The sequence below is a fragment of the Aeromonas sp. FDAARGOS 1408 genome, from assembly GCF_019048665.1.
GTDB classification, from domain to species: Bacteria; Pseudomonadota; Gammaproteobacteria; order Enterobacterales; family Aeromonadaceae; genus Aeromonas; species Aeromonas dhakensis.
Genome location: NZ_CP077394.1, coordinates 4,391,267 through 4,405,246, shown reverse-complemented (window position 1 = coordinate 4,405,246; position 13,980 = coordinate 4,391,267). Strand labels below are relative to the sequence as shown.

Below are 13,980 nucleotides of genomic sequence, written 5' to 3'. Positions count from 1 at the left end.
TGCATATCAGGGCTGCCCACGGGCGGCCCTCTTGAAGGAAACAACGATGTATACAGACACCATCAACAAGTGCGCCGCCAACGCGGCCCGCATCAACCGCTTCGAGCGCAGCGACAAGCTCGGCTTCTGGCTCAGCTCCGCCATGGCGGGGGCCTATGTGGGCCTGGGCATCATCCTCATCTTCACCCTCGGCAACCTGGTGGATCCCACCGTCCGTCCGCTGGTAATGGGGGCCACCTTCGGCATCGCCCTGACCCTGGTCATCATCGCCGGCTCCGAGCTCTACACCGGCCACACCATGTTCCTCACCTTCGGGGTGAAAACGGGCAAGATCACCATGGGTGACCTGCTGCGCATCCTGCCGCAGACCTGGGCGGGCAACCTGCTCGGCTCCATCGTCGTGGCGCTCATCTACTCCTACGGCGGCAGCCTGCTGCCGGATGCGGGCAGTCTGGCCCACAAGGTGGCGCTGGCCAAGACCCAGGCACCGGCCCTGACCCTGTTCATGAAAGGGATCCTCTGCAACTGGCTGGTCTGCCTCGCCATCTGGATGGCGCTGCGCACCGAAGGAGCCGCCCGCTTCATCGCCATCTGGTGGTGCCTGCTGGCCTTCATCGCCTCCGGCTACGAGCACTCCATCGCCAACATGACTCTGTTCGCCCTCTCCTGGTTCGGCGCCCACTCCGAGGCCTACACCCTGGGCGGTATCGGCCACAACCTGCTGTGGGTGACCCTGGGCAACACCGTCTCCGGCGTCCTCTTCATGGGTCTGGGCTACTGGTATGCCACCCCCAAGGCTGAACGCCCTGTCGCGGTGACCGACGCCACCAACACCGCCAGCCAGACCCGAACCGCCTGATCAGGAGGCCCCATGGACTACTTGCCCATTTTTTGCCGACTCGACAACAAACCCGTGCTGCTGGTCGGCGGCGGCGAGGTAGCGGAGCGCAAGGCGCGCCTGCTGCTGGATGCCGGTGCCCACCTCACCGTGGTCGCCCCCGAGCTCGACCCCGAGCTGGCGGAGCTGGCTGCCAACGGGAGCATCGAGTGGCTGGCCGGCGAGTTTGCGCCGGCGCACCTGACGGGCAAGTGGCTGGTGGTGGCCGCCACCGATCGGCGCGAGGTGAACGCCCTGGTCTACCAGAGCGCCAATCAGGCGCGGATCTTCGCCAACGTGGTGGATGACCCCAAGCGATCCAGCTTCATCATGCCATCCATCATCGATCGCTCGCCCCTGATGGTGGCCATCTCCTCCGGCGGCAAGGCGCCGGTGCTGGCCCGGCTGCTGCGGGAGAAACTCGAAGCCATGCTGCCCCAGCACCTGGGCGCCGTGGCGACCTTTGCCGGCAGCCTGCGGGATCGGGTCAAGGCGCGCTTTGCCACCATGGGGGAGCGGCGCCGATTCTGGGAGCGACTGCTCGGGGCCGATCGCCTCGGTCAGGCGCTGGCTCGGGGGGATAGCGCCTCTGCCCACCAGCTGGCCGATACCCTGTTTGCCGAGGAGAGCAAGGCTCACGGCGAGGTGGTGCTGGTCGGTGCCGGCCCCGGGGATCCGGGTCTGCTCACCCTGCACGCCCTGCGCCAGATGCAGCAGGCGGATGTGGTGGTCTATGACCGCCTGGTCTCCGACGAGGTGATGGCGCTGGTGCGCCGGGATGCCAAACGCATCTTCGTCGGCAAACAGGCAGGCAACCACTGCGTGCCCCAGGAGGGGATCAACCAGCTCTTGCTGGACGAGGCGAAGAAGGGGCAGCGGGTAGTGCGGCTGAAGGGGGGCGACCCCTTTATCTTCGGCCGTGGCGGCGAGGAGCTGGAGACGCTCGTTGGTACGGGCATTGGCTTTCAGGTGGTGCCGGGGATCACGGCAGCCAGCGGCTGCGCCGCCTACGCCGGCATTCCCCTGACCCACCGGGATCACGCCCAGAGCGTGCGCTTCGTCACCGCCCACGGCAAGGGGGGTGCCCAGGATCTCGACTGGCCGTTGCTGGCCAAAGATCGGCAAACGCTGGTGTTCTATATGGGGCTTTCATCCTGCGGGGTAATCCGCGAGCAGCTGCTGGCCCACGGCAAGGGGGGCGACACCCCGGTGGCGCTCATCGAGCGTGGCACCCAGCCGAGCCAGCGGGTCATTCGCGGCACCCTGGACCAGTTGCCCGAGCTGGCTGTGGGTGTCGAGAGTCCGGCCCTTATCATGGTGGGCTCGGTGGTGACCCTGGCCGATCAGCTCGCCTGGTTCGGGCAAGGGGCTGCCACGGAGATGGCGCTGGCTTCGGCCTGATATCACCTCATATGCAAACGCCACCCTGGGGTGGCGTTTCTTTTCCTGCATTTACTGTCATAACCTCTTGTTTTGAGTCTGGTATCCTATGGGGTGTGTCAGCCGGACCACAGAATTCAGGAATTCAGTTTCATGTCTCTCCCCGCCAAGAACAACGCCAAGCAGCGTGAACAGGACAGAGCCCGCATCCTCACCCTGCTGCTCGCCGACGACGCCCTCACCGACAGCCTGCTCGACCCGCAAGGGGAGCAGGACGCCGAACTGCGGAACCAGACCAGCGAGCTCACCCGACTGGTCAACAGCCTACCCGCCGCCGATATCGCCGATGCGCTGGAGTCCCTGCCGCCGGACGAGCGCCACGTACTGTGGCAACAGGTGGATGCGGACAAGCACGGCCAGATCCTGGTGGAGGCCTCGGAGACGGTATGGGACAGCCTCATCAGCGGCATGAGCGACAAGGAGCTGCTGCATGCCCTGAGCACCCTCGACATCGACGATCAGATCTATCTGGGCCAGTACCTGCCCCGCAACCTGATGGGGCGGCTGCTCACCTCCATGGCTCCCATGGACAGGGATCGGGTGCGGGAGGTAATCCGCTACGGCAAGCACACGGTTGGCGCCATGATGGACTTCGACCTGGTGACTGTGCGTCCGGATGTGACCCTGGCCACCGTGCAACGCTACCTGCGCCTGCGCGGCCAGATCCCCGACAACACCGACAAGTTGTTCGTCATCGACCGTCGCAACCGGCTGCAGGGAGAACTGCCGCTCACGACCGTGTTGCTGCACAGACCCGAGACCCGGGTGAGCGACGTGATGGAGAAGGATCCGGTCACCTTCGATCCGGAAGACAACGATGAGGCCGCCGCCCGAACCTTCGAACGGGACGACCTGGTCTCCGCCGCCGTGGTGGATGCCAGGGGCAGGCTGATGGGCCGCCTCACCGTCGCCGAGGTGGTGGATCTGGTCTATGAGGAGAGCGACACCGACCTGCGCCGGATGGGGGGGATCAGCGAGGAGGAGGACGTGTTCGCGCCCGTCTCCAAGGCGGTCAAGACCCGCTGGGCCTGGCTCGCCATCAACCTCTGCACCGCCTTCGTGGCATCGCGGGTGATCGGCCTGTTCGAGCACACCATCTCCCAGCTGGTGGCGCTGGCGGCCCTGATGCCCATCGTCGCCGGCATCGGCGGCAACACCGGCAACCAGACCATCACCATGATAGTGCGGGCGCTGGCGCTGCAGCACATCCAGACCGGCAACGTCTCCTTCCTGCTGTGGCGCGAGCTGGGGGTAGCCCTGATCAACGGCCTGGTGTGGGGCGGCACCATGGGGGTCGCCACCTACATCCTCTATCAGGATGCGGCGCTGGGCGCCGTGATGACGCTGGCCATGATGCTCAACCTGCTGGTGGCTGCGCTGATGGGGGTCATCATCCCCATGACCATGAGCCGGCTGGGCCGCGACCCGGCGGTGGGCGCCAGCGTGATGATCACCGCCATCACCGACACCGGCGGCTTCTTCATCTTCCTGGGGCTGGCCACCCTGTTCCTGCTTTAATCCAGTCTGCAACAAAAAGGGAGCCTTCATGGCTCCCTTGTTCATTCTGTGCGGCCGCTATACCCGGTATTTGGCCACCGCCTGGTTGAGCAACTTGGCCTGTTCGGTCAGGCCGTGACTCGATTTGGCGTTCTCCTCCGCCATCAGGCTCGACTCCTGGGCGATGTCACGGATGTTGTTGACGTTGCGGTTCACCTCGTTGGCCACCAGACTCTGCTGCTCGATGGCGGCGGCAATCTGGGTGCTCATGTCCATGATGTGGGTGACGTCCTGGGTGATCTGCTCCAGCAGTTCGCCCGCCATACTGGCCTGCTCCGAGCTGCTGTTGCCCTGCTCGCGGCAGGTCGCCATCATGCCCACTATGTTGCCGGTCTGCTTCTGCAGCGAGCTGATGATGCCGGCGATCTCCTGGGTCGACTTCTGGGTGCGGATGGCGAGGCTGCGCACCTCGTCCGCCACCACCGCAAAGCCGCGGCCCTGATCCCCCGCCCGCGCCGCCTCGATGGCCGCGTTGAGGGCCAGCAGGTTGGTCTGCTCGGCAATGCCGCGGATCACGTCCAGCACAGAGCCGATGGTTTCACTCTCCTGCTGCAGCTGGGCCACTTCGCGGGAGGAGTTTTCCAGGTTGTCGGCCAGGGAGCGGATCTGGCTGACGGTGTTCTCCACCGCACTGCGCCCCTCCATCGCCTTGTTGTTGGTGGTCTGGGCATTGTTGGCAGCCTGCTCGGTGTTGCGGGCGATCTCCTCTATGGTGGAGCCCATCTCGGTGGAAGCGGTCGCCACCATGTCGGTCTCCTGCAGTTGGCGGGCTGCCCCCTCGCTGGTGCGGCGGACGTTGCCGGAGAGGTGATCCGCCGCCTCGGTCAGGGTGTGCACACTCTGCTTCACGTCGCCGATGAGGTGGCGAAAACCTCCCAGCATGACGTCCAGGTTGCTCGCCAGTTGCGCCATCTCGTCCGCCCCCTGCAGCTCGATCTTGAGGCGCAGGTCATTGTCCTGCCGGATGCGGTTGACGGTGTCGTTCACCCGCGAGATGGGGCGATCGATGCTGCGGCCCAGCAGCATGCTCATGATACCCATCAGCACTATGATGACGCCGCCACAGACCAGCATCAGGGTGTTGAGGCGCGAGGTCTGCCGTACCAGCTCGTCGGCGATGTGCTTGTCGACCGCGGCGAACCCTTGCTCGGTCTGGTGTACCAGATCCCGCATCTGGCTGCGCAGCCCTTCCCCCTCATTCAGCCCCAGCACCTGCATTCCCTGCACCAGGGCGATGAAGTCCTGCTTGTACTGCTCGCTGGCCTGCTCCAGCTTGCCGCGTTCAGCCTCCGGCAAAGTTGCCAGCCGCTGCTGGAAATCCTTGTGCAGGGTCTGGAAGCGCTCCAGATACTGGATGTCGGAGCGCAGCATGAAGTCTTTCTCCGCCCGCCGCAGCTGCAGCATGGTGATGAGCAGCCCCTGCTCATCCAGCTGCTTGAGCCCCTCCTCCACCTCGTGCACCGCCGTCCGCAGGCGACCATAGAGTCCATCTTCCGGCCCCAGCCCGATCTTCTGCTGCTGGACCACCAGCTCGTTGAAGGCCTTGCCATAGGCCTCCATCTGCTGATCCAGCATGGTCAGCTCGCCCTGCACGGCACTCAGGTTGTCCTCCTGGCTCAGGGTCTGGTTGAGCCGGTGAAAGTCAGCCAGCACTTCATTGAAGCGGGCAACGAAGGTCGGATCCTTGCGGATCAGGAAGTCCTTCTCCGCTCGTCGCAGGTTGAGCATGGCGATCTCGAGGCTGTCCACATTGCGCTGGGCCTCGGTCAGATGGCGACTCACCTGGTTGGAGTAGAAAAACAGGCTGCTCAATACCAGCATGGCCACGGCGACCAGCGCGGTATTCAGGATCAATTTATGACGGATGAGCACGATGAACCTCTCACAAACATGGGGTGGCATGCATTGAGCTTATGCAGAAAACGTTATCCCTGTTGTTGTTCAAGGAATATTCATTGAAATGCCAGTCCCACTCCTTATACTGGATCCCACCTGTTTCCAGCGGTGGATTTGACACAATGGAATACAACACTTCAGAACTGTGCGACATCTATCAGGACATGGTGGATGTGCTCGAACCCATGCTCTGCTCCTTCGGCGGCCGCGCCTCCTTCGGCGGCGTCATCACCACAGTCAAATGCTTCGAATCGAACGGCCTGATCCGTGAACTCGTCAAAGAGAACGGCGTTGGTCGGGTACTGCTGATCGATGGCGGCGGCTCCATGCGCCGTGCCCTGATCGACAGCGAGATCGCCACCACGGCGGCAGAGAACGAGTGGGAAGGGATCGTCTGCTACGGCTGCGTGCGCGAGGTCGACATTCTGGAAGATCTGGATATCGGCATTCAGGCGCTGGCGGCCATTCCGGTGGGGGCCGACAGCAAGGACGTAGGCGAGACCGATCTGCCGGTCAACTTCGGCGGCGTCACCTTCCTGCCGGACGACCATCTCTACGCCGATACCACAGGGGTGATCCTCTCCCCCGATGCGCTCGACATCGAGTAAGCAGAACAGAGTGAACATGGGAGCCAAGGCTCCCATTTTTTATGCCCACGTGCTGCCGGACGCGGACAAAAAAAGAGGGCCAGTAAAAACTGGCCCCTTAACTGGAAGCAATGTGAGCAATGTCGTGCCTTCACAAGAAGTCCATCACGTTGGAACGAATGAAGTCTTTCCCGGAAAACAAGGTAACAATAATCATTCTCATTTAACTAAGCAACCCTTATTTGCCATAAATGCAAAAAAATTGACCACCCCGAGGGGTGGTCAATGTCGTCAGGCTTGCCGTGTGGCCGTTTGCAAGCCGCTCAAACCGGCCTCGCCCACCAGCTTGCGGCTGAGATAACGCAGTAGCACACCGTAGAGGGGCACAAACAATCCCAAGCTTATCAGCAGCTTGAACACGTAGTCCACGGTTGCGATCTCGACCCAGTGTTCGGCCATAAAGGGATCCGTGCTGCGCCAGAAGGCGATGGTGAAGAAGGTGATGGTATCCACCAGATTGCCGAACAGGGTGGAGGCCGCCGGTGCCACCCACCAGGCTTTCAGCAGCCGCAGCCGGTTGAACACCACCACATCCATGAACTGGCCCACCAGATAGGCCATAAAGCTGGCCAGGGCGATACGTGCCACGAACAAGTTGAACTCGGCCAGATTGCCAACGCCCTGGAAGCTGCCCTCAAAGAACAGCACCGACAGGGCATAGGAGATGGCCAGCGCCGGCAGCATCACGGTCTGGATGATCTTGCGCGCCAGACCGGCACCGAAGATCCGCACCGTCAGATCGGTGGCCAGAAAGATGAACGGGAAGCTGAAGGCCCCCCAGGTGGTATGGAAGCCGAAGATGGTGATCGGCAGCTGCACCAGGTAGTTGCTGCTGGCAATGATCAGGATGTGGAACAACGAGAGGCGCACCAGCGCCGTCTGGTGCTGAGCAGGGGTCAGATTCATATTGTGACCTTTTTGGTTAATGGGGTTAGGGAACCCATACCGCCACCATTGGCGATAATTGAGGGGCGAGATTATACGCCCCCAAATTGATAGTTCAATCTTTATGCGGTGGGTTGAGGCTGCGGCGCCTGCTCAGCCCTGATGCTGGCGGGCCAGCCAGAGCAACACCTCGGCATCGGCCGGCTGCTCCGCCGCCAGCCAGCAGCCGCTGTAGTGTTCGTACTCGAGCCGAAAGCGGCTCCCCTCGAACTCCAGCAGCCAGCTATGACGATCGGCGCCGCACTCACGCTCGAGCGCCACCAGCTCCCACTCCTGCAACAGGGCATCGGCCAGGGTTGGAAAGCTGTCCCAGTCGAGCGCGGGGTGCACCAGCGTCACCACCCCGGCCTCCCTGTCTGTCTGCGTGATCCGCCAGTTCATCGGCTGCTCCTCAACTGCTGCAAGAGAGCTCGCCACCGCAATACCATGCTGGTTGCGGAGTAGCGAGATCCTCGTATTCGGGTTGTTCATCATAGGGGTGCTGCAGGGCCGCAAACAGCCGCTCGAACGGCGCCATGTCTCCTCGCTCGGCAGCCTCGATCACCCGCTGGGCCAGCGCGTTGCGCAGCACATACTTGGGATTGACCGCATCCATCAGCCCCTTGCGCACAGCATCCTCGCTCCCCTCCCGGGCGAGGCGTGCCCGATAGGCCTCAAGCCACCCTTGCCAGGCGGCAGGCTCCGGCAGCAGAGCCAGCAGGCTGGCGGGCCAGTCGCCCTGAGCGGTCAGCGCCCCCAGCCGACGCAGAAACAGGTGGTAATCCACCTTGTGCGCCGCCAGCAGCCTGAACAGCTCGCGAAACAGCGCCGGATCCTCCTCTTCCCACACCGCCAGCCCCAGCTTGGCGCGCATCAGCTCGGAATAGTGCAGCATCAGCTGGTGCTCGTACTGAGCCAGGGCCGACGCCAGCGCGTCGCCATCGACGTGACCGGCCAGCGCCTGGGCCAACTTCTGCAGGTTCCAGTAGCCGACCGCCGGCTGCTGATCCAGCGCATAGCGACCACCCGGATCCGAGTGGTTGCAGACAAAGTCCGGCACATAGGCATCGATGAAGCCGTAGGGGCCGTAATCCAGGGTCAGCCCGAGCAGCGACATGTTGTCGGTGTTCATCACACCGTGGCAGAAGCCTGCCGCCTGCCACTTGGCGATGAGCCGCGCGGTGCGGCGCACCACCTCGGCAAACAGCTCGGCCCCGTTCGCAAGCTCCTGGAAATGATGACGCAGCGCATAGTCGATAAGGGCCGGGATCTTCTCCCCCTGCCCGCTCCAGGCGAAATACTCGAAGTGACCGAAGCGCAGATGACTCGGGGCGGTGCGCAGTACGGTCGCGCCCGTCTCCACCTGTTCGCGGTAGACCGGCTCCTGGCTGTCCACCAGCACCAGTGCCCGGGTGGTGGGGATGCCGAGGGCATGCAGCGCCTCGGAGGCGAGATACTCGCGAATGCTGGAACGCAGCACGGCACGACCATCGCCGAACCGGGAGAAGGGGGTCTTGCCCGCCCCTTTCAGGTGCAGGTCCCAGCGGCTGCCATCCGGTGCCTGCTGCTCCCCCAGCAGCAGGGCACGGCCATCGCCGAGACGCGGGCTGTAGCCGCCGAATTGGTGGCCCGCATAGACCTGGGCCACCGGCTGCATGCCGGGCAAGGGCTGGCCATGGCCACAGCAGGCCAGCCAGTCGGCCTCGCTCACCGTCCCCAGCCCCAGCTCGCCGAGCAGCGCACGGTTGAGGTGCAGCAGGCCGGGGGCATGCAGTGGTTGGGGGGCGACGGGCTCACAGGCCCAGGGCAGTTCGGTGGCAAAAGTGTTGATCAGCTTCATGGTGGTGCGGTTCGTCCCTGCGTATGCTCGTGTCACTCTTTATACCGCCGTCGGCCAGCAGTGGCTAACGGGCGATACGCTATTTCATTTCAAGGAGAAGAAGATGCAAAGATGGTTGGGCGCCCTGCCCCTGTTGCTGTTGTTGTGGGGGCCGGCCCAGGCGGCCGATGTCGAGGCTGGCAAGGCCAAGGCCGCCGTATGCGCCGCCTGTCATGGGGCCGAAGGCAGGGCTCTGATCCCCAATTATCCCCATCTGGCAGGACAGAACGCCCCCTATCTGGTGAAACAGCTGAAGGCTTTCAAGGATGGCAGCCGCAAGGAACCTTTGATGGTGCCCTTCATGGCGCCGCTCACCGAGGCAGACATGGGGAACCTGGCAGCCTATTACGCCAGCTTGAAATAATTCACGGCGTCCGGCCAACGGGCGCCACTCCCCTGATGTACCGCACGGGCCTGAGTCCGCCGCGGCCGATAACGCCTTGCGAATCTCCCCTACCGGCGGCAGTAGTCGATGACCAGGTCCATAAAGGCTTCGCCGAAGCGTTCCAGCTTGCGGTGACCGACGCCGTTGATCGCCAGCATCTCGTCTTCCGTCATTGGCATGAGCTGCGCCATCTCCACCAGGGTGGCATCGTTGAACACCACGTAGGGCGGCACCTCTTCATCCTCGGCGATCTGCTTGCGCAGCGCCCGCAGCTCCTTGAACAGCCGCTTGTCGTAATTGGCGTTGTCGAGCAGGCCGTTGCGCTTCTCCTTGCGGCTGGAGATGGGCTGCAGGCGGGGTACCGCCAATTCCAGCTTCACCTCGCCGCGCAGCACGGGGCGGGCAGCCTCGGTCAGCTGCAGCACCAGGTTGCGGGTGATGTTCTGGGTCAGCAACCCTTTGTGGATCAGCTGGCGGATGACGCTCATCCAGTACTCGTGGCTCTGATCCTTGCCGATGCCGTAAGTCGAGAGCTTGTCGTGGCCGTGATCCTTGATGCGCTGATTGAGCGAGCCTCGCAGCACCTCCACCACATAACCTACCCCGAAGTTCTGACCCACCCGCCAGACGCAGGAGAGCGCCTTCTGGGCGTCTTCGGTGCCGTCATAGCTCTTGGGCGGATCGAGGCAGATGTCGCAGTTGCCGCACGGCTTGTCGTTGTATTCGCCGAAGTAGTTGAGCAGCACCTGACGGCGGCAGGTCTGCGCCTCGGCGAAGGCCGCCATCACGTTGAGCTTGTACTGCTCCACCTGCAACTGCTGGGGGTTTTCGATGTTGTCGAGCAGCCGGCGCACCCGCCCGATGTCGGCAGGATCGTAGAGCAGCAGCGCCTCGGCCGGGGTGCCGTCGCGGCCGGCACGGCCGGTCTCCTGATAGTAGGATTCGATGTTCTTCGGGATGTCGTAGTGCACCACGAAGCGCACGTTGGGCTTGTCGATCCCCATACCGAACGCCACCGTCGCCACCACTATCTCGATGTCATCCTTGAGGAAGGCCTCCTGGGTCTGCTGGCGCAGCTCGAGGGGCAGTCCGGCATGATAGGGAGCTGCCTTGCAGCCGTGGCGGGAGAGCCGCTCGGCCACCTCCTCCACCCGGTTGCGGCTGGAGCAGTAGACGATACCGCAGTTGCCCTTCTGGCTCTGCACATAGCGCAGCAGCTGCTCGGCCGCCTTGAACTTCTCCACCAGGCTGTAGCGAATATTGGGTCGGTCGAAGCTGGCGGTGTGGATAAAGGGATCCTGCAATTCCAGCCGGTGCAGTATGTCGCTGCGGGTCGCCTCATCGGCGGTGGCGGTGAGCGCCACCACGGGCACCTGGGGGAACCACTGCTTGAGCCGGCCCAGCGCCGCATACTCCGGCCGAAAATCGTGTCCCCACTGGGAGACGCAGTGCGCCTCGTCGATGGCGAACAGGCCGAGCGGCAGCTCCGCCAGCCGGTCCATGAATTCGTGCTGCAGCAGGCGTTCGGGAGAGACGTAGACGATTTTTATCTCGCCGCGCCGCATGGCGGCAAAGTTCTGGATCATCTCCTCCCGGCTCAGGGCCGAGTTGATATAGACCGCCGCCACGCCGTTGGCGCGCAGGCTGTCCACCTGATCCTTCATCAGCGAAATGAGGGGAGAAACGACCACCCCGAGCCCGGGCCGCAGCAGCGCCGGGATCTGGTAGCAGAGCGACTTGCCGCCGCCGGTGGGTTTGAGCACCAGCGCATCGCGCCCCGCCACTATCTGCTCGATGATCTCGAGCTGACCCGGCCGAAACTGCTGATAGCCGAACACCGCCTGCAACAGGGCAAGGGGGTTCTCTGGCTGAGGGTCAGGCAGGGTTTCGGCAATGACGGTCATGGGCTCTCCTTTGGGGTCGCCATTCTAAAGCAGCCGCCGCCCACAATAAACCTGCCATTGCGACTGTTATGGAAGTGTTGCAGACTGGCTGGAGTTTTTACTCGGCTATGCCGACAGGGATTGGACTCAAGGAATGAAACAGATGCTCAAGAAGATGGCGCTCAGTGGCATTGCCAACCTGTTCGCCGAGAGGATGCCCTTCAACAAGCTGATCGGCATGCAGGTCACCCACTACGACTTCGACAAGGTGGAGCTGCGCATCAAGATGGAGGAGAAGCTGATTGGCAATCCCTTCCACAACATCCTGCACGGTGGCGTAACCGCCAGCCTGCTCGACGTGGCCGGCGGCATGATAGTCGCCGCCTCCTGCATCGACGAGCTGGAAGACTTCTCCCCCAGCTATCTCAAGGAGCGCTTCTCCCGCCTCGGCACCATCGATCTGCGGGTGGACTATCTGCGGCCGGGGCGCGGCAACGAGTTCATCGCCACTGCCCACATCATCCGGGCCGGCAGCAAGGTGGCCGTTGCCCGGATGGAACTGCACAACGAAGAAGGCACCCATATCGCCTTCGGTACCGGCACCTATCTGGTGGGCTGAACCCGCTCATTGCATAAAAACAGCGCTGCTAATCTGATTTTAATCATTAGAAACCTTACCCCCTCTGCCGCCACGGGGTTCATACTGAAAGTCGGGATTGTGTGCAGAGGGAGGATTGCAGGCGATGAGTGCGAAACTGGCCACCAAACCATCCAGAGCCTTGTTGAGGCAGCTCGAGTCCATGCTCGACGAGGTGCAGACACCCGAGTGTCGCCACTGGCTGGAACAGGAGCTTGAGGGATACTCTCTCTGTTCGCCCCTGCCCTGGTATCGCATCATAGCCTGTCGGCAACGCGGTCACTTCTTGGATCTGAAGACGGGAAAATACCTGACCTGTCACATCAACAGTCAAACGCTAAGCCAACGCGATCTGGCCCAGATTCAGTTCATCTATGCCCGTGAACCCGCCGCCCACTATTTGCTGCAACGCAATTCCGGTATTGAGCCCTGGCCAGAACAGCTGCTGGAAGATTATCAGGAGCAGCTGATCCCTGGCCATCTGTGCCTGCAAGCCTGGCATGAGCCCGTGTCTTCATTACGCGAACAACTGATGGAGGGAATAGAACATTTCATTAGTGAGTACCCCAAGCACGCGGCCTTGCAACCTCAACACAGCTTCAAGGCATTGCGGCATCAGCACTGGCATATCTAACAGGCGCCTGGCGCGCAAGGAGGGCACCATAGACAGAACCCAACGAGAGATTGCCACAATCTAGAGTGCCGGAGTCAGGATCAGACTCCACCCTGGGCCACCGAGCGGTGGCCCTTTTATTGTCTGACACAGGGCAATCCTGCAAACGAGATAGGCGAGGCTGCGAGGCTGCGAGGCATCGCATACCATCGTACGACTGCCAGCGTTGGAGCCAGCCTCTGCTTAGGCGAAAGCCAAATGCAAAAAGGCCGCTCTATTGAGCGGCCTTTTCTAATGTGGTCGGTGTGAGAGGATTCGAACCTCCGACCCCTTCGTCCCGAACGAAGTGCGCTACCAAGCTGCGCTACACACCGATGTCTGCGGGACGGGAATTTACCGAAAGCCCCGACCCGACACAAGCCTTTTTTGCATTAAAAAGGAAAAAAAGTGCTGTTCGCTCAACTATTCAGCACTCCCCCCGCCGTTTTACCGAAATGCAGCCGGACGGTGACATTTCGCTAACCCAGCCTCAGGGCAGACGAAGCGACTCAGGCCCCAGCAACCGGCGTTGCCAATCCGCAATCGTGCCGTGCTCCAGCCAGTCCGCCGCATGCTTGCGCCAGTTGGGCGAGAGGGCCGGATTTTCCAGCAGCAACAGCAGGTCCGCCTCGTTGCGTAGCTGATTGAACAGGATATCGGCGGTACGCTTCACCGTGAGCTCAGGGTAGGGTCTGTCCACCAGCTCCAGTCGCTCCTGCGGCATCACCATCCCCTCCTCCAGCACCCGCAGCAACCAGCCGCAGCGGCCACTGAGCTGCATCACCTGCGACATCTGGCCATAGCCGAAACGCTGGTTGAGCTTGAAACAAGGCGATCTGGGCTGGCTTATCTGGATCAGCGCCTCGCCGAGCCGATAGACATCGCCGATGCAGGCCTGCGCCTCGGTCAACCCGACCCCGGAGAGGTTCTCGCCAAAGGCGGCGGGCTGCCAGGGGGTACGCGGGGCCGCTAGGCCCAGCGCCGTCTGCCAGTTGTGCCACCAGGGGTAGTGATCGGCGGGATAGTAGTGCAGCGCCCGATCCGGGCCGCCATGGTGGCGCTGGTCGCACTGTTCGTCGCCCGCGAGACCGCTGACGCCGCACCAGAGCGGTATGGTGGTGGCTTGTTTGTGGATGGCACTGACAAGACCGGGAACCAGTTCGGCACCCTGGCCGCTAAAGATGGAGATCCGCATTCTCATCC

General features: G+C 62.7%; 13 protein-coding genes and 1 tRNA gene. 7 read left to right on the top strand and 7 right to left on the bottom strand.

Annotated features, from left to right (window positions below; all coding sequences use genetic code 11):
• Positions 1-46: 46 nt before the first annotated feature.
• From nirC to mgtE, 3 genes are all read left to right on the top strand, one after another.
• Positions 47-859: a nitrite transporter NirC gene (nirC, locus tag I6L38_RS20400; RefSeq protein ID WP_043170593.1), complete on the top strand. Its 813-nt coding sequence runs from the start codon at positions 47-49 to the stop codon at positions 857-859.
• Positions 860-871: 12 nt separating this feature from the next.
• The gene (gene cysG, locus I6L38_RS20395) at positions 872-2,278 is read left to right on the top strand and encodes a siroheme synthase CysG (RefSeq protein ID WP_043170592.1); all 1,407 of its coding nucleotides are present in this window, start codon (positions 872-874) and stop codon (positions 2,276-2,278) included.
• 132 nt (positions 2,279-2,410) lie between these two features.
• A complete protein-coding gene (gene mgtE / locus I6L38_RS20390) occupies positions 2,411-3,835 on the top strand; it encodes a magnesium transporter (protein ID WP_043170591.1) in 1,425 nt (474 codons plus the stop codon).
• Between the two features lie 57 nt (positions 3,836-3,892).
• Here mgtE and I6L38_RS20385 read toward each other — a convergent pair whose 3' ends face one another.
• Positions 3,893-5,746: a methyl-accepting chemotaxis protein gene (locus I6L38_RS20385; RefSeq protein WP_026139115.1), complete on the bottom strand. Its 1,854-nt coding sequence runs from the start codon at positions 5,744-5,746 to the stop codon at positions 3,893-3,895.
• Between the two features lie 146 nt (positions 5,747-5,892).
• On the opposite strand from I6L38_RS20385, the gene rraA reads away from it, so the two are divergent.
• On the top strand, positions 5,893-6,378 hold the full coding sequence (gene rraA, locus I6L38_RS20380; RefSeq protein WP_005306574.1) for a ribonuclease E activity regulator RraA: 486 nt from the start codon (positions 5,893-5,895) through the stop codon (positions 6,376-6,378).
• Positions 6,379-6,648: 270 nt separating this feature from the next.
• On the opposite strand, the gene I6L38_RS20375 is transcribed toward rraA, so the two are convergent.
• From I6L38_RS20375 to I6L38_RS20365, 3 genes are all read right to left on the bottom strand, one after another.
• Entirely contained in the window at positions 6,649-7,323 is a 675-nt protein-coding gene (locus I6L38_RS20375) for a 7-cyano-7-deazaguanine/7-aminomethyl-7-deazaguanine transporter (RefSeq protein ID WP_010635778.1), read from the bottom strand.
• 132 nt (positions 7,324-7,455) lie between these two features.
• Positions 7,456-7,743, bottom strand: coding sequence for a DUF3630 family protein (locus I6L38_RS20370; protein WP_019841099.1), 288 nt, complete (start codon positions 7,741-7,743; stop codon positions 7,456-7,458).
• Positions 7,744-7,753: 10 nt separating this feature from the next.
• Entirely contained in the window at positions 7,754-9,181 is a 1,428-nt protein-coding gene (locus I6L38_RS20365) for a YdiU family protein (protein WP_216988885.1), read from the bottom strand.
• A gap of 103 nt (positions 9,182-9,284) precedes the next feature.
• On the opposite strand from I6L38_RS20365, the gene I6L38_RS20360 reads away from it, so the two are divergent.
• Entirely contained in the window at positions 9,285-9,584 is a 300-nt protein-coding gene (locus tag I6L38_RS20360; RefSeq protein ID WP_216988884.1) for a c-type cytochrome, read from the top strand.
• Between the two features lie 89 nt (positions 9,585-9,673).
• Here the strand turns inward: I6L38_RS20360 and recQ are convergent, their stop codons facing one another.
• Positions 9,674-11,509, bottom strand: coding sequence for an ATP-dependent DNA helicase RecQ (gene recQ / locus I6L38_RS20355; RefSeq protein WP_043170587.1), 1,836 nt, complete (start codon positions 11,507-11,509; stop codon positions 9,674-9,676).
• Between the two features lie 133 nt (positions 11,510-11,642).
• Between recQ and I6L38_RS20350 the strand changes: the two genes are divergently transcribed.
• Positions 11,643-12,107, top strand: coding sequence for a thioesterase family protein (locus I6L38_RS20350; RefSeq protein ID WP_029306122.1), 465 nt, complete (start codon positions 11,643-11,645; stop codon positions 12,105-12,107).
• 124 nt (positions 12,108-12,231) lie between these two features.
• Positions 12,232-12,759 carry a hypothetical protein gene (locus I6L38_RS20345; RefSeq protein ID WP_005306599.1) on the top strand — a complete coding sequence of 176 codons (528 nt, stop codon included), beginning with the start codon at positions 12,232-12,234 and terminating at the stop codon, positions 12,757-12,759.
• Positions 12,760-13,035: 276 nt separating this feature from the next.
• Here I6L38_RS20345 and I6L38_RS20340 read toward each other — a convergent pair.
• Together I6L38_RS20340 and I6L38_RS20335 are read right to left on the bottom strand one after the other, a co-directional pair.
• Positions 13,036-13,112: transfer RNA gene (locus I6L38_RS20340), tRNA-Pro, on the bottom strand.
• Between the two features lie 155 nt (positions 13,113-13,267).
• Positions 13,268-13,972: an MOSC domain-containing protein gene (locus tag I6L38_RS20335; protein WP_043170586.1), complete on the bottom strand. Its 705-nt coding sequence runs from the start codon at positions 13,970-13,972 to the stop codon at positions 13,268-13,270.
• Between the last annotated feature and the right edge of the window lie 8 nt (positions 13,973-13,980).